This window comes from Methylophilus sp. (assembly GCF_052437885.1).
In the GTDB taxonomy this organism is placed as follows: Bacteria; Pseudomonadota; Gammaproteobacteria; order Burkholderiales; family Methylophilaceae; genus Methylophilus.
In genome coordinates this window covers 69926-84560 of record NZ_JBQVPB010000012.1, presented here as the reverse complement: position 1 = coordinate 84560, position 14635 = coordinate 69926, and the positions used below count along the sequence as shown (strand labels likewise).

Here is a 14635-nt window from a genome sequence, read left to right as displayed (position 1 = left end):
ACTTGGAAGAAGCGGGTGAATTCAAAATGCGCGGGTTTCGTTAAAAGCGCTATTTTAACGCTAAGTGATTGATTGCGGTAATTATCTTAAAGCGAAAAACTAAAGCCGCGCGTAGCTGTTTGCTGCGATCAGCCTGCCAGCTGCGGAAACAGGCCTGTCAATCCGTGCGCAATAAATTCCACAGACATGGCCGCCAGGATCAGCCCCATCAGGCGGGTGACGATATTGATACCTATGATGCCCAGGTAATCGGTGATGGCATCAGACAGCAATAACAGGCCCCAGATAAATAATGAGATCAGGGCGACCGGGATGATCAGGCTCAGATGCCCCCAAAAGCCCGGGTGTTGTTGCGCAGTGAGTATCATGCTCGAGATCGCGCCTGGCCCGGCAAGCAGGGGAATGCTCAGCGGCACGATGGCGATCACTTCGCGCTCGGAAAGGTCTTGCGCTTCTTCTACGGTCTGGCGCGTGCCGCTTTGTTTGCCGTGCATCATGGAGATGGAGATCAATAACAGCAAGATGCCGCCACCGACCTGGAATGAGGGGATGGTGATGCCAAAAAAATCCAGCACTTTGTCGCCGATAAACGCCGAGACGCATAGCACTATCATGACTGTCATACCCACCGTGCGTGCAGTGCGGGCACGTTCGGCTTTGCTCCAGCCGCTGGTGGCGCTGATGAATATCGGCAGGCTGCCTATGGGGTTGACGATGGCCAGCAGGGCGATCGCGACTTTAAGCAGGTAGGTATATTCGTTCATGGCCATCACTTTTCAGCATCAGTTCTTGTTACCGAGCTTGCCTGAAAAAAATCGCCTTGGCAATTCGCACTGGCGATAGTGGCTTATGCCGGGCGTTTGTCAAAAAACGCGATCGGCTGCGGTGGTGCCATTTGCAGGATGTTTTTGCGCACTTTGCCCATCACATGCATCTCGCAGGGTTTGCAGTCGAATTTGAGTGTGTATCTGTCGTTGCCGCTGATCAGGGTCATGGGTTCGGCGGTGACAGTGCCCTGTACGCCTATCACACCCTTGGCTTCTTTCGGGCACAAACCATGGCTGAACCGCAGGCAGTGTTTGGTGATCATCACCGGCACTTCGTCCAGGGTCTCGTTAGCCTCGTAGGCGCTGGCGATCAGTTTCACCCCGTGGTGGTGGTAAAAGTCCCGCGCCTTCTGGTTATAGACATTCGCCAGATAGCTCAAAGTGTCTTCCGGGTAAATGGCGGCTGGTTGCGCTTTGGCACGGCGCGGCGGGCGCGCATAGCTCAGGGCGCGCACAGCGATCAATTGCTCCACCGCATCACGGCGCAGATGGTTGATCACCGAAGCCGGCAGGAACCACATCTGGCTCAGTGCCAGGTGGATCTCGCTGGCAACAAAGTCGGTATTACCTAACTTGGCCAGGTTTTCACGCAGCGAGGTTTCCGCTTTGGCGGTGTCGTTGGCGACCTGCTTTTCAACTGTGCATTGTGCGGTGGCGCTAAAGCCTTGTTCATCGCTCAGTGTCAGCATCAAACCATCACTGGCCTCGCTCAGCACCACGTCCAGGCCTATCTTGCGCGTGGCCGAATCTTTTTCTAGCAGGCGCATAAAGGCATGGTCACGGTTGCGGTAGATCAATGTGTTGTTGCGGATATCGGCAGGCATCTCGTTGGGGAACAAGCGTTGCGTCTGTGTATCCAGCGTTTGTACGGTATTGATGCGCAGGCCGACCAGCTCTTTATGTACATCAAAAAAGCACACGCCATCACCGTTATGCAATTCAATTTCGGTGCTGACATCGATAAAGTCTTTGCCGACTTTGCGTACATTGCCCAGGGCTTCACCTGAAAACTTAGGCGTATCAAACGCGCCTATATCGGCCTGTCGGCCATTGGCAAAATAGTCGGTCGCGCTGCGGTTAAAGGTTTTTTCCGGCTGCGGGGTGAAGGTGTAGCTGGCATGTCCGGCAGAAGACTTGGTGTAGCCTTTGGCTTGCAGATCCAGCGGCATCTCCTGCAGGATATCATCCAGCAGCCGGCGGTAGTGCGCAGTGGCATTTTTCACATACGGCAAGTCTTTGTAGCGGCCTTCGATCTTAAAGCTGCTGACGCCGGCGCCTATCAGTGCCCGCAGGTTGGCGCTCTGGTCGTTGTCTTTCATGGATAAATAATGCTTGTCCTTACCCAGGATGCGGCCCTTCTGGTCTTCCAGCGTGTAGGGCAGGCGACACTCCTGTGAACACTCGCCGCGGTTGGCACTGCGGCCAGTATGCGCGTGGCTGATAAAACATTGCCCGCTAAAGGCCACGCACAGGGCGCCGTGGATAAAGTATTCCAGGTTGGCGGTCGTCGCGTCGGCGATCTTTTTCACCGTGGCGATATCCAGCTCGCGCGCCAGTACTATCTGGCTAAACCCTACCTGGTCTAGAAACTGGGCCTTTGGTACGGTGCGGATATCCGTCTGCGTGCTGGCATGCAGTTGTATAGGCGGCAGATCCAGTTCCAGCAAACCCATATCCTGCACGATCAGCGCATCCACGCCCGAGTCATACAGTTGATGCACCAGTTGGCGCACGCCCTCCAACTCGTTGTCATGAAAGATGGTATTCAGCGCGACAAACACTTCGGCATGGAACTTGTGCGCATGCTGCACCAGCCTGGTGATATCCGCCACCGTATTCGGTGCCTTGGCGCGCGCACCGAACGCCGGGCCGCCGATATACACGGCATCGGCGCCGTGATTGATGGCCTCTATGCCAAAATCAGCATTCTTGGCCGGGGCGAGCAGTTCTAGGTGTTTGCGGGTCTTTTGCATGACAGGAGGTCTATATTCAGTGTAACAACTTGATTTAAGGCGCTATTTTAAACCAAGCATGCAGTTTGCGCTTGGTTTAAAATAGCGGCATGAGCGGAAATCAGGATTTATTACAACGCAGCCTGCAAGCCGTCTGGCACCCATGCACGCAGATGAAACATCACGAACGCACACCTCTGCTGCCTGTTGCACGCGGCGAAGGCGCCTGGCTGTTTGATAGCGACGGTAAAGGCTACCTGGATGCCGTCAGCAGTTGGTGGGTCAATCTGTTCGGGCATAACCAGCCTGCGATCAAAGACGCGATCAAAGCCCAGTTAGACCAGCTGGAGCATGTGATGCTGGCCGGGTTCACCCATGCGCCTGTGGTGGAACTGTCAGAAAAACTGTCTGCGCTGACTGGCCTGGGCCACGCCTTTTATGGCTCGGATGGTGCCAGTGCGACTGAGATCGCGCTAAAAATGAGTTTTCATTATTGGCGCAATCACGACCAGCCGCAAAAAACCAGGTTCATCAGTTTGCAAAACAGTTACCACGGCGAGACCCTGGGTGCGCTTGGCGTCACCGATGTGGCGATCTTCAAAGATACTTATGCGCCGCTGATCTGCCAGTCGGCACAGATGCCCAGCCCGGATAGCCGCCTGGCTGAAGCGGGAGAGTCTGCAGAAGCGTTCGCCGTGCGCTGTGCCCAAGCACTGGAAGCCTATGTCGCCGAGCATCACACCGAATTGGCGGCGTTCATTATCGAGCCGCTGGTGCAGGGGGCGGCAGGCATGGCGATGTACCATCCGCTTTATCTGCGCAGAGCGCGCGAGGTTTGCAGCCGTTATGACATCCACCTGATCGCCGATGAGATCGCGGTGGGCTTTGGCCGTACCGGCACCCTGTTTGCCTGTGAGCAGGCGGGTGGCAAGGTCAGTGATATCGCCGACTTTATCTGCCTTTCCAAAGGCATTACCGGCGGTTATCTGCCGTTGTCGGTGGTACTCACTAGCGATAAGGTTTACCAGGCTTTCTACCATGAGCAGACCGGCAAAGGTTTTTTGCATAGCCACAGTTACACGGGTAATCCGCTGGCGTGCAGTGCGGCACTGGCGACCCTGCAACTGTTCGAGCGCTCTGATGTGCTAGGCAATAACCAGCAGACCGCGCAGCAGCTATGGGCGGCAGTGCAGGCTTATGATCTGCCGCTAAAGCATATCCGCCAGCGCGGCATGATCACAGCGTTTGAGGTCGACAGCGTCAATTCGCAATTCGCCCGCGATAGTTATGCGGCCGCATTGCGGCATGGTTTATTGCTGCGCCCGATAGGCAATACCGTGTACTGGATGCCGCCCTACTGTCTGGATGCCGCAGAGATAGACCATCTGGTGCAGGCAACAAAAGCCACTCTGGTAGAAACGATTGCATGCAACTAGATCTGCGCCGGAGTCTGATATTGGGCTGCCTGTTATGTTGCTGCCTGTGGGCTGGCGTCACGCAGGCGGCTTTGCCGGTGTCGCTGCAAGAAGCATTGAGCAAAGCGCAATTGCCGCAGGATAGCGTCGCCATCGTTGTCCAGCCCCTGAACGGTGAGCCACCACTGATCAGCCATAACCAGGCCAAGGCCATGAACCCGGCCAGTGTGATGAAACTGGTGACCACCTATGCCGCACTTGAAGCACTGACGCCTGCCTATCGCTGGAAAACCGAGGTCTACCGCAACGGGCCAGTCAGGCAAGGGGTGCTGGAAGGCGACCTCATCATCAAAGGCTATGGCGACCCTAGCCTGAATAATGCCGAGCTTTGGCGTTTGTTGCAGCAGGTGCAGCAACAGGGCATCAAACATATCAAAGGCAAGCTGCTGCTAGACGCGAGCGTTTACGTGCCTGAGCTTAGCCAGCGACCCATACTGGATGACGAGCCATGGCGCGCTTACAACGTGAACCCCTATGCATTGCTGGTGAATGGTGCGCATAGCAGTTTCAGGTTTGGCGTGGTGAAAGAAGGCAGCAAACCGCTGGTGAATATCACGCCGGAATTCGAGTTGCCGCAGATCAAACTGGTGAATACCGTGCAGGTCAGCAAAGGGCCTTGCGCAGATTGGCGTAGCAACCTGCGTTATGGGGTGGTGGCGACCGCTGATGGTGCAACGGTGACTTTTAGCGGCAGCTTGCCGGAACAATGTGATGAACGTTATCTTGAATTAAGTGTGTTCAGCCAGCAGCAATATGCGGTCTACACGTTGAAAAAATTGTGGGCACAACTGGGCGGGCGGCTGGATGGCCAGGTGCAGGCCGCAGTATTACCCGCCAGCGCCAGCCTGGTCACCACCTGGTGGTCCGCGCCGCTGGATGCGGTGGTCAGGGACATCAATAAATGGAGCAATAATGTCATGACGCGGCAGTTGCTGCTGACCATAGGCATGGAGGCAGGCTACGCACCCGTGGATGAAAGTCACAGTGCCCTGGCGCTGAAGCAGGTATTGCACAAACAGGGGTTGTCGTTTGCTGAGCTGGTGCTGGAAAACGGTTCCGGGCTGTCGCGCAATGAGCGCATCAGTGCGGAACATCTGGCACAATTACTCGTCACAGCCTATCAACGTCCGGTGATGCCGGTGCTCATGGCTTCGCTGCCTATGCTGGGCCTGGATGGTACACTGAAGAATCGCCTGCCTGACCCGGCCAGCCAGGGCATGGCCTATCTCAAAACCGGCTCGCTGGAAGGCGTCAGCAGCATTGCCGGCTATGTGCAGGATACACAGGGTAAGCGGTATGCGGTGGTCATGCTGGTGAATCACGCGCAGGCAGCAGCCTCGCGCACTATCCAGGATGGCTTGATCAAAGCTGTGATAGAAGGCCGCTAGTGGAAGTGGCGCAAGTATTTTAAGCAAGTGTTTTGAAGCAAAAACGCGTATGATAATGGTCGTTTTCTAGGAGCTAATGTGAAATCAGGAATGAAAAAAATAAGCTTGGGCATGGTGTTGCTTTTAGCGATAGCGGGTTGCCAGGCGCAATCAAACTCAACTAACACTAAGGAAAATACACAAGTGTCTGCCAATATCACCGAACTGCAAAAAATCGATACCGTTGTCGGTAATGGCCGTGAAGCCGAAGTCGGCTTTAACGTCACTGTGCATTACACCGGCTGGTTGTACGACGCCAATGCAAAAGACTTCAAGGGCCAGAAGTTCGACAGCAGCCTGGACCGCAACTCGCCATTCAATTTTTTCCTTGGCGGTGGCCAGGTCATTCAAGGCTGGGATGAAGGCGTGCAAGGCATGAAGATAGGCGGTAAACGCACCTTGATCATCCCTTCTGAATTGGGTTATGGCGCGCGTGGTGCCGGCGGCGCTATCCCGCCAAATGCGACACTGGTGTTTGATGTTGAGCTGCTGAACGTTAAATAAAAAATCAGCCTGTGTATGCGTCGGATATTTTGGCGCATGCACACAGTAACCACTGAATAAAGCGATGGGAAAGTCACAATGCAAGTCACAGTGAAATGGATAGACGGCGTCAGCTTTGTCGGCGAGTCTGAAACCGGGCACGCAGTCGTGCTGGATGGTGCGCCGGAAAATGGCGGCCGTAACATAGGCATGCGGCCTATGGAAATGCTGCTGATAGGCATGGGCTCATGTACCGCATTCGATGTGGTGACGATCTTAAAAAAATCACGCCAGCCTATCGTCGATTGCGTCGCCGAGATCGCAGCTGAACGCGCCGAGACTATCCCCAAAGTATTCACCAAGATCCATGTGCATTTCGTGGTCACCGGTGAGAACCTGAACGAACAGCAGGTGGCGCGTGCCGTCAGCCTGTCGGCCGAGAAGTATTGTTCTGCTAGCATCATGCTGCAAAAGGCCTGCGAGATCACGCACGATTTCGAGATCAGAACCCCCAGTGTCGAGTAAACGATGACTATTCCAGCTGGCATGATAGGTATACGCCATGTGGCGCTGTTTATCCAGGACCTGGAGGCTGCGGTGGATTTTTACACGCGCGTCGTCGGCATGCACATCGAATGGCAACCAGACCCGGACAATGTCTACCTGACCAATCATGGCGATGTGTTCGCCTTGCACCGGGTGGATTACAAGGCCGACCCTTTGCAACGCCTGGACCATATCGGTTTTGCCTTGACCGATCAGGCGGCAGTAGATGGCTGGTTCAGCCATATGCAAAGCCATGGCGTGCGCATCACCGAAGCACCAAAAACCCACCGTGATGGCTCACGCGGTTTTTATTGCCTGGACAGCGTAGGGCATTTGCTGGAGTTTATTTACCATCCACCTATCGCCAGCACACTGCGGTCAGCGACTGCCTGAACTGATGTTCTGATCAGCATGCGCTGCCAAAAAAATAGCCTCCAGAACGGAGGCTATTTTTTTTAAAAGTATCTGTACTTAGTTGGTGACCAGTTTGATGGAGAGTGTCTGTTCTTTATCCAGCACCGTCAGCAAACGGTCTATATTGGGATGTTTGCCTGGATGGTTCTCGGCATCTTCAGTATGTTCTGCATACAGTGCCAGGCCTTCTACCGCGGCATCGCTGTTGATCTCGCCATAGATCTTGAACAAATGGTGGTAGACCTTGATAGAACCCTGGGTGCCGGGTTTGTTCTCTATCTGGCCCGCAGGCTGGCTTTTCTCATCGAACAGCTCAATGCGTTTCACATGATCCGCATTGTCCAGGGTGAGTAAGTTATCACTAAATTTTTGCATGGTTGACTCTAGGTGACTACAAATTCTATATGGGAATACTATATGGGAACACTATAAATGATACGCGGTACGCGTCATCACTTTAGAAGCGAGTCGCATAGCCAGTTTGACCGGGGCTGGTAGCGTAGCGCCACCCAGATGTTCCGCAGTCTCGGCATGGTGCTCCTCGTCTTGTTTCATCTGTGTGACTATGGCGCGTGAGGCGTGGTCTTGCGCAGGTAGCTCATGCAAGTGATCACCCAGATGCGCAGAGACCTGGTGCTCGGTTTCGGCCAGAAAACCCAGGTTCCATTTGTCGCCCAGCAGGCCTGCCGTCACGCCCAGGCCAAAGCTTGCGCCAAACCATAAAGGGTTCAGCAGGCTTTTACGGCCGCCAAGCTCGCCTATACGTCGCTCACACCATGCAAGGTGATCGACTTCTTCGCGAGAGGCTTGTTTCAGCGCTTCGACATTGGCCGGGTCGCGCGAAACCAGGGCCTGGCCGCTATATAAAGCCTGGGCACAGACTTCGCCTACGTGGTTGATGCGCATCAGGGCGGCTGCGTGTTTGCGCTCGCTGTCAGACAGGGTGCTATCGTCTGCGGTTTCTGCTTGCGGATAAGGGCGACTAGGGATCGCCTGGCTGAACACCGTGCGTAAGCCCATGTCCAGCACAGCAATCGCCTTGTCCAGTGTGAGTGGTGGCAAAGTCATTGCTTACTCCCTGTGAATCGCCACTGCCTGCAGGCGCTTGTGCATAATGCAGGCAGTGGCATGGTCATCATGGTTTTTTGGTTTTTGCTGGTTTATCAGTCGTTGCTGGTTTGTCAGCAGGTTTTTCTGCAGCTGGTTTTTCAGAGCTGGCCGGTTTGTTGGCACTAGCTTTCACCGCTTCAGGTGCTTTTTGTACTGGCAAGCCTTTCAGCTGATTCATCGCCTGCACAAACTGGAAGTCATCCTTGCTGGCCGGCTCGATAGGGCCGCGGGTCTCGGCAAACTTCTCATCCTTTGGTTTATCGCCGCCTACACGTGTTTTTGCATCTTCAGTCGCTTTTTCGGCATTGGCTTTTGCAATATCGCTAGGGTTGGATAAATGGCGCTTGAGGTCTGCTTCGTGCAAGCTCAGGCTCGGGTCTGAACCATCGTCGATGATGATGTCAGGCACTATGCCTTTGGCCTGGATAGAACGGCCGTTAGGCGTGAAGTAGCGTGCGGTGGTCAACTTGATCGCACTGCCATTGTTCATAGGCAGGATGGTTTGTACCGAGCCCTTGCCGAAACTCTGTATGCCCATGATGGTGGCGCGTTTGTGGTCTTGCAGTGCACCGGCCACAATCTCAGAAGCTGACGCAGAACCTGCATTGATCAGCACTACGATAGGCACTGATTTATACTCTTCCGGCAGGTCTTTCAGGTAGTCAGACTTGCCACGGCGAGCATAATCCATAGGCGTCGCATTCAAGCGCATTTTAGAGTCCGCCACACGGCCCTCTGTGTAAACCACCAGGTCATCTTTAGGCAGGAAAGCAGCAGAGACACCTACTGCAGCATCCAGCAGGCCACCAGGGTTGTTACGCAGGTCCAGCACCAGGCCTTTGAACGGCGCCTTGTTGTCAGTGCGCAAGGCTTTCAGTGCCTTGGCCAGATCTTCACCGGTACGTTCCTGGAACTGGGTGATACGCACATAGCCATAATCCTGCTCTATCAGCTTGTTCTTCACGCTTTGCGCCTTGATGATGGCGCGGGTCAGGGTAAAGGTCAGCGGTTTGTCCTCGCCTTTACGCACCACGGTCAGCGTGATCTTGGTATCCGGCACACCACGCATGCGTTTCACGGCATCGTTCAGTGTCAGGCCACGCACCTGCGTGTCATCCAGTTTCATGATCAGGTCGCCGGATTTCAGGCCTGCCTTGTAAGCCGGGCTATCTTCGATAGGCGTGACGACTTTGACCAGGCCATCTTCCATGGCCACTTCTATGCCCAGGCCGCCAAATTCGCCCTGCGTGCCGGCCTGCAACTCTTTGTAGGCATCGGCATCCATAAAGGTGGAGTGTGGGTCAAGGCCTTGCAACATGCCGGCCAGCGCTTCGTTGATCAGTTTCTTATCTTCAACCGGTTCGACATAGTCAGATTTGACCTTGGCAAATACTTCGGCGAATACGCGCAGCTCGTCAATCGGCAGTTGCGAAACTGAGGTTCTATCCGCCCAGGCAGAAATATTGATACTTACCAGAATACCTACAAAAACGCCTGCGCCAAGCAAGCTAAATTTTTCAAATTTGGAACGCATACCAGCCTTGTGTGATCAATTAAGCGAAGAATACTATCGTATGAATATTACTGTAAAAAGAGTCAAGTGACATTCAGTTGAAGTCAGCCTGTTTTGAGAGAGTGGAAACAATCATGTTAAGTTCATTTTCCGCTATTTCAATAAAATTGACTATACTCTTCTCGCAAATAGTTTATTAGAGTGTAATTATGCAAAAGCCTATCGTAGAAATCGAGTTTTGTACACAGTGTCGTTGGCTATTACGTGCTGCCTGGCTGGCGCAAGAGCTGCTGACCACGTTTGATGCCGATTTGGGATCAGTGAATCTGGTGCCCGGCACTGGAGGTATTCTGGACATCCGCTGTAATGGAAAATTGATTTTTTCACGCAAAGAAGCGGGGCGTTTTCCTGAAGCAAAAGAATTGAAGCAATTGATTAGAGATTTGATTGATCCGGAGCGTTCACTTGGGCACAGTGATAGCCCGGTAAAAAGTGCGGGTCAATAATTAAGTAACAAGCTTAATTATTCCCAAATTGCCTTCTTAGTTACCCGTTTCGACTTCCATGCGTTTCGCGCCGTTGTAGCGGGTGCGCCAGTAACGTTCATCCATGTTTTCAACACGCACTTTAGCGCCCGCCCGTGGCGCATGAATAAACTGATTATTGCCTACATAGATGCCGACATGAGAAAAGGCAGATTTGAGTGTGTTAAAAAATACTAAATCGCCAGGCTGAAGATCGTCACGTTTGACAGTATCGCCCAACTCGCTGATGGTGCGTGCGGATGGCGGCAGCGAGATCTGCGCCGCATGCTTGAATACGTATTGCACAAAACCACTGCAATCAAAGCCGGTTTCAGGAGTACGTCCACCGTACTTATAACCTACACCAGTCAGGCTCAGTGCCCGAATCATGATTTCTTCTACTTTTTCTGACCAGGAGCCGGAGAGTCCGGTTTGACTGTCCAGTACCTCTTCCTGCGAATAGCTATAAGCATTCTGCCAGCGCTTATCCTCACCTGGGGCGGCGTGGCCTTGGGAGATGCAAACGGTGCTGATGAGAGGTGCCGTGATTAACAGCGCAGCGAGTCGAAGAACTAATTTATTCATCACAATCAAAGGTTGGTATTGGTTATTGTTGTGTCAGAAATAAGTATAACGGCCTAAACCTTGCCATACTTCAATCACAGATGCAAGTTTTCAGCTATTTTTATACGTCATTCATCTTAGTAAATCATTAAAAAACTGCATCATTCAGGGTCGCGCATGGGATAATTATCAGATGTCCTTAATGCAGCAAGTCACGACAGCATTCTCAGAGAACGGAAGTCTGGTACAGACCATGCCGGGCTTTAAAAGTCGCCCGCAACAGCAGGAAATGGCGCAGGCCATCGCCGATGCCATTGAGCACCAGCAGCAGTTGGTGGCTGAAGCCGGCACTGGTACAGGTAAAACCTATGCTTACCTGGTGCCAGCGCTGTTGTCAGGTGGCAAAGTGATCATTTCCACCGGCACCAAGACCTTGCAGGACCAGCTTTATCAGCGCGACCTGCCTGCTGTGCGCGAAGCACTCAAAGTGCCGGTCTCTGTCGCCATGCTTAAAGGCCGGGCGAACTATATCTGCCATTACCATTTGTTACGCGCCAGCCAGGAAGGCCGTTTTCAATCACGCGAAGACGCGCAATATATCCCCATTCTGCAAAGTTTTGCCGAGAACAGCACTAGCGGCGACAAGGCCGAGCTGGTCGAAGTGCCAGAACAGGCGACTGTCTGGCAGCAGGTGACCTCGACGCGTGATAATTGCGTAGGCCAGGACTGCCAGTTCTACAAACAGTGTTTTGTCATGGAGGCGCGCAAACAGGCGCTGGCGGCCGATGTGGTGGTGGTCAATCACCACCTGTTCTTTGCCGATGTCATGCTCAGGGACGAAGGAGTGGCGGAACTGCTGCCCAGTGCCAATACCGTGGTCTTCGACGAGGCCCACCAGTTGCCCGAAGTGGCCGGGCTATTCTTTGGTGAGGATATATCTACCTCGCAGTTGATGGATCTGGCCAGGGATAGCCAGATGGCCTACCTGACCATAGCCAAGGATTGTGTCGCCCTGGCTGAAGCGGTGACGCCGCTGGAAAAAGCCTGCCGCGATTTCCGCCTGGTATTCCAGTTTGAAGGTGCGCGCATGCCGGTGCAAAAAGCACAGTCATTGAAGAATTTCGCTGATACCTATCAGCACCTGCTGGAATCCCTGGCGACGCTGACCAAGGTGCTGGAGACCCAGGCTGCCCGCGACCCCTTGCTGGAAAAGTGCTGGCAACGGGGCGAGGCCCTGCTCGCCTTGCTGGAAGCCTGGCACAAAGGCAACCAGGCCAACCTGGTGCGCTGGGTAGAAGTATTCAGCCAGAGCGTACAACTGCATGCGACTCCGCTCAGTGTGGCAGACGGCTTTGGCAAACAGCTGAATGCGCAACCACGCGCCTGGATATTCACCTCCGCGACCCTGGCGGTAAAAAACGATTTCAACCACTACCAGGGGCAGATGGGCCTGCTGGCTGCGCAAACCCGGCATTGGCATAGCCCGTTCGATTATGACCAGCAAGCACTTTTATATGTGCCCGAAGGCATGCCGGAACCGAACAGCATCGCCTATCCGGCTGCGGTAGCCGCTATCGCCCTGCCAGTGCTGCAAGCCAGCCGCGGGCGGGCTTTTGTACTGTGCACCTCGCTACGGGCCATGCGCGAAGTGCATGCCTTGCTCAAGCAGGCCTTTGCCGAGCAGGGGATGGAATATCCATTGCTGATGCAGGGCGAAAGTAACCGTACCGAGCTGCTGGACAGGTTCCGCGCACATGGCAATGCGGTGCTGGTCGGCTCACAGAGTTTTTGGGAAGGCGTAGATGTGCGTGGCGAAGCGCTTTCCTGCGTGATCATCGATAAATTGCCGTTTGCACCACCAGATGACCCGGTGCTGTCAGCGCGTATAGATAAAATGAATACCGAAGGCAAAAATGCCTTTATGGAATATCAGCTACCCTATGCCGTCATCACCCTCAAGCAGGGGGCCGGGCGCCTGATCCGCGACGAGAGCGATTCCGGCGTGCTGGTGATCTGTGACCCCCGGTTGGTGGATAAACCTTACGGACGACGCATCTGGCAGAGCTTGCCACCCTTTAAACGCACACGAAAAATAGATGAGGTTGAAGCCTTTTTTTCAGTCAGAGCGAATAACGATACTGCTTAAGGTTGACAATATTTTTCCCTTAAGTTGACAATAAATCGTGGATTGGTTGACAATGATCTGTCATTGGTTTGGCATCTGTTGAGGGGGTCTTAATGTCAGTTATTCGGAAAAGTAGTGAAGAGTGCCGCTCATTCATACTCTCTAATGTTGAAAAATACCCTTCAGACATAAGTAAAAGGGTTTCAGAAAAATTTAATATTTCCCGGCAAGCTGCAAATAAACATCTTCAAAAGTTGGTAGAAGAAGATGTATTGTCAATAGCGGGCAATACCAAGGCTAGAGTCTACACTTTGAAAGCACAGGTGGCTTTCGAGAAGAAATATACTTTAGAGCAAGGGATTGCAGAAGATACGGTTTGGCTGCAAGACATACGCCCCAAATTAGGTAAGTTGCCTGATAACGTAATAAATATTTGGGACTATTGCTTCACTGAAATGCTTAATAATGTCATTGACCACTCATCTGGAAAATCTGTAGTTGTTCGAGTGAGTAAGTCAGCTGTTAATACCAGAATTGAAATTCAAGATGACGGTATAGGTATTTTTAAAAAAATTCAAAAACAGCTCGATCTAATAGATGAACGTCATGCTGTGTTGGAACTGGCTAAAGGAAAATTTACTACCGACCCTGCCAACCATACGGGCGAGGGCATTTTTTTTAGTTCTAGAGCCTGTGATGACTATGCCATTTTTTCTGGAGGGGTCTATTTTTCGCACGAGTTTGGCAAAAAAGAAGATTGGATTTTAGAAACTGATGGGTTGCGAGGTACTACGGTGATTATGAAGTTAAATAATCATACTTCACGAAAACTTAAAAAAGTATTTGATGAGTACGCGACAGTTGATGGGTTTGGATTTAATAAAACGGTGGTGCCTGTTAAGTTGGCGCAGTATGGCGATGACTTGCTGGTTTCGCGCTCTCAGGCTAAGCGAGTGTTGAATAGAGTCGACCGATTTAAAACGGTGATTTTTGATTTTACAGGCGTTGATAGTGTAGGGCAGGCTTTTGCCGATGAAATATTCAGGGTGTTTGCAATACGTCACCCGGATATCGAAATTTTAGATATTCGGGCAAATAAGGAAGTTTCAAATATGATTTCTAGAGCCAAGGTGGCGGCAAAGTCATTAGATGTAGGGCAAGTAAATTTGTCTTGAATATGATTTTGATTGCAGCATCTGAATTTGAACTTACCGCCATACGCGCACAAGGTGCCGGGGGGCAAAATGTAAACAAGGTCTCATCCGCCATTCATTTGCGCTTCGACATATCCGCCTCATCACTGAGTGCCTGGCTAAAGGCTAGGCTGCTGGAGAGTAAAGATAACCGGATTACAGCCGACGGTGTATTGGTGATAAAAGCGCAGCAATATCGCACGCAGGATGCTAACAAGAGAGATGCTGTAGATCGCTTGCATGCCATTGTGAATGCCGCCAATCATGTACACGCTACACGTTTTGCGACACGGCCGACGCGGGCATCACAAAAGCGCAGGGTGGCGGGCAAGTTGCAGCGGGGGGAGATCAAGCGGGGGCGCGGGAAAGTGGTGGAGGAGCATTAGTAGGGTCGCTTTAGAAATTTGGGGTGGGGTTTCGCAGAGGGTGATTTAGGCAAGGGTCATGCGTAGCTTGGTGGGGCATGTTGCATCTGCTTGAAG

15 protein-coding genes are annotated in these 14635 nt (G+C 52.7%); 9 read left to right on the top strand and 6 right to left on the bottom strand.

Annotated features, from left to right (window positions below):
• Positions 1–128: 128 nt before the first annotated feature.
• Positions 129–764, bottom strand: coding sequence for a MarC family protein (locus ACT6RZ_RS12415; RefSeq protein ID WP_444702411.1), 636 nt, complete (start codon positions 762–764; stop codon positions 129–131).
• Between the two features lie 83 nt (positions 765–847).
• Complete coding sequence (locus ACT6RZ_RS12410; protein ID WP_444702410.1) at positions 848–2800, bottom strand: peptidase U32 family protein; 1953 nt, start codon at positions 2798–2800, stop codon at positions 848–850.
• An 89-nt stretch (positions 2801–2889) separates the two neighbouring features.
• Here ACT6RZ_RS12410 and bioA point away from each other — a divergent pair, with 89 nt between their 5' ends.
• From bioA to ACT6RZ_RS12385, 5 genes are all read left to right on the top strand, one after another.
• Entirely contained in the window at positions 2890–4215 is a 1326-nt protein-coding gene (gene bioA, locus ACT6RZ_RS12405; protein WP_444702409.1) for an adenosylmethionine--8-amino-7-oxononanoate transaminase, read from the top strand.
• Positions 4206–5642, top strand: coding sequence for a D-alanyl-D-alanine carboxypeptidase/D-alanyl-D-alanine endopeptidase (dacB, locus tag ACT6RZ_RS12400; RefSeq protein WP_444702408.1), 1437 nt, complete (start codon positions 4206–4208; stop codon positions 5640–5642). Before bioA ends, dacB begins: the two co-directional genes overlap by 10 nt.
• Before the next feature lie 90 nt (positions 5643–5732).
• Positions 5733–6185: an FKBP-type peptidyl-prolyl cis-trans isomerase gene (locus ACT6RZ_RS12395; protein WP_444702407.1), complete on the top strand. Its 453-nt coding sequence runs from the start codon at positions 5733–5735 to the stop codon at positions 6183–6185.
• Between the two features lie 78 nt (positions 6186–6263).
• Positions 6264–6689 (top strand): OsmC family protein, encoded by a 426-nt coding sequence (locus ACT6RZ_RS12390; RefSeq protein WP_444702406.1) that lies wholly within the window; start codon positions 6264–6266, stop codon positions 6687–6689.
• Between the two features lie 3 nt (positions 6690–6692).
• Positions 6693–7103: a VOC family protein gene (locus ACT6RZ_RS12385; protein WP_444702405.1), complete on the top strand. Its 411-nt coding sequence runs from the start codon at positions 6693–6695 to the stop codon at positions 7101–7103.
• Positions 7104–7181: 78 nt separating this feature from the next.
• On the opposite strand, the gene ACT6RZ_RS12380 is transcribed toward ACT6RZ_RS12385, so the two are convergent.
• From ACT6RZ_RS12380 to ACT6RZ_RS12370, 3 genes are all read right to left on the bottom strand, one after another.
• Complete coding sequence (locus ACT6RZ_RS12380) at positions 7182–7499, bottom strand: DUF2322 family protein (RefSeq protein WP_444702404.1); 318 nt, start codon at positions 7497–7499, stop codon at positions 7182–7184.
• A gap of 51 nt (positions 7500–7550) precedes the next feature.
• Positions 7551–8192, bottom strand: a complete 642-nt coding sequence (gene coq7 / locus ACT6RZ_RS12375; RefSeq protein ID WP_444702403.1) for a 2-polyprenyl-3-methyl-6-methoxy-1,4-benzoquinone monooxygenase — start codon at positions 8190–8192, stop codon at positions 7551–7553.
• 67 nt (positions 8193–8259) lie between these two features.
• The gene (locus ACT6RZ_RS12370; protein ID WP_444702402.1) at positions 8260–9768 is read right to left on the bottom strand and encodes a S41 family peptidase; all 1509 of its coding nucleotides are present in this window, start codon (positions 9766–9768) and stop codon (positions 8260–8262) included.
• Between the two features lie 188 nt (positions 9769–9956).
• Between ACT6RZ_RS12370 and ACT6RZ_RS12365 the strand changes: the two genes are divergently transcribed.
• Positions 9957–10253 carry a SelT/SelW/SelH family protein gene (locus ACT6RZ_RS12365; RefSeq protein WP_444702401.1) on the top strand — a complete coding sequence of 99 codons (297 nt, stop codon included), beginning with the start codon at positions 9957–9959 and terminating at the stop codon, positions 10251–10253.
• A 36-nt stretch (positions 10254–10289) separates the two neighbouring features.
• Here ACT6RZ_RS12365 and ACT6RZ_RS12360 read toward each other — a convergent pair whose 3' ends face one another.
• Entirely contained in the window at positions 10290–10856 is a 567-nt protein-coding gene (locus tag ACT6RZ_RS12360) for a C40 family peptidase (protein ID WP_444702400.1), read from the bottom strand.
• A 181-nt stretch (positions 10857–11037) separates the two neighbouring features.
• On the opposite strand from ACT6RZ_RS12360, the gene ACT6RZ_RS12355 reads away from it, so the two are divergent.
• From ACT6RZ_RS12355 to arfB, 3 genes are all read left to right on the top strand, one after another.
• On the top strand, positions 11038–12981 hold the full coding sequence (locus ACT6RZ_RS12355) for an ATP-dependent DNA helicase (RefSeq protein WP_444702399.1): 1944 nt from the start codon (positions 11038–11040) through the stop codon (positions 12979–12981).
• A gap of 92 nt (positions 12982–13073) precedes the next feature.
• A complete protein-coding gene (locus ACT6RZ_RS12350; protein WP_444702398.1) occupies positions 13074–14135 on the top strand; it encodes an STAS-like domain-containing protein in 1062 nt (353 codons plus the stop codon).
• Between the two features lie 2 nt (positions 14136–14137).
• The gene (gene arfB / locus ACT6RZ_RS12345; RefSeq protein WP_444702426.1) at positions 14138–14539 is read left to right on the top strand and encodes an alternative ribosome rescue aminoacyl-tRNA hydrolase ArfB; all 402 of its coding nucleotides are present in this window, start codon (positions 14138–14140) and stop codon (positions 14537–14539) included.
• Positions 14540–14635 lie beyond the last annotated feature (96 nt).

What these genes read in the sequence shown, in the direction of transcription:
- ACT6RZ_RS12395 (WP_444702407.1), top strand. Translation starts at nt 5,733, where the DNA reads ATGAAAAAAATAAGCTTGGGCATGGTGTTGCTTTTAGCGATAGCGGGT.
- coq7 (WP_444702403.1), bottom strand. Translation starts at nt 8,192, where the DNA reads ATGACTTTGCCACCACTCACACTGGACAAGGCGATTGCTGTGCTGGAC.
- ACT6RZ_RS12370 (WP_444702402.1), bottom strand. Translation starts at nt 9,768, where the DNA reads ATGCGTTCCAAATTTGAAAAATTTAGCTTGCTTGGCGCAGGCGTTTTT.
- dacB (WP_444702408.1), top strand. Translation starts at nt 4,206, where the DNA reads ATGCAACTAGATCTGCGCCGGAGTCTGATATTGGGCTGCCTGTTATGT.
- arfB (WP_444702426.1), top strand. Translation starts at nt 14,138, where the DNA reads ATGATTTTGATTGCAGCATCTGAATTTGAACTTACCGCCATACGCGCA.
- ACT6RZ_RS12410 (WP_444702410.1), bottom strand. Translation starts at nt 2,800, where the DNA reads ATGCAAAAGACCCGCAAACACCTAGAACTGCTCGCCCCGGCCAAGAAT.
- bioA (WP_444702409.1), top strand. Translation starts at nt 2,890, where the DNA reads ATGAGCGGAAATCAGGATTTATTACAACGCAGCCTGCAAGCCGTCTGG.
- ACT6RZ_RS12390 (WP_444702406.1), top strand. Translation starts at nt 6,264, where the DNA reads ATGCAAGTCACAGTGAAATGGATAGACGGCGTCAGCTTTGTCGGCGAG.
- ACT6RZ_RS12380 (WP_444702404.1), bottom strand. Translation starts at nt 7,499, where the DNA reads ATGCAAAAATTTAGTGATAACTTACTCACCCTGGACAATGCGGATCAT.
- ACT6RZ_RS12360 (WP_444702400.1), bottom strand. Translation starts at nt 10,856, where the DNA reads ATGAATAAATTAGTTCTTCGACTCGCTGCGCTGTTAATCACGGCACCT.
- ACT6RZ_RS12355 (WP_444702399.1), top strand. Translation starts at nt 11,038, where the DNA reads ATGCAGCAAGTCACGACAGCATTCTCAGAGAACGGAAGTCTGGTACAG.
- ACT6RZ_RS12350 (WP_444702398.1), top strand. Translation starts at nt 13,074, where the DNA reads ATGTCAGTTATTCGGAAAAGTAGTGAAGAGTGCCGCTCATTCATACTC.
- ACT6RZ_RS12415 (WP_444702411.1), bottom strand. Translation starts at nt 764, where the DNA reads ATGAACGAATATACCTACCTGCTTAAAGTCGCGATCGCCCTGCTGGCC.
- ACT6RZ_RS12385 (WP_444702405.1), top strand. Translation starts at nt 6,693, where the DNA reads ATGACTATTCCAGCTGGCATGATAGGTATACGCCATGTGGCGCTGTTT.
- ACT6RZ_RS12365 (WP_444702401.1), top strand. Translation starts at nt 9,957, where the DNA reads ATGCAAAAGCCTATCGTAGAAATCGAGTTTTGTACACAGTGTCGTTGG.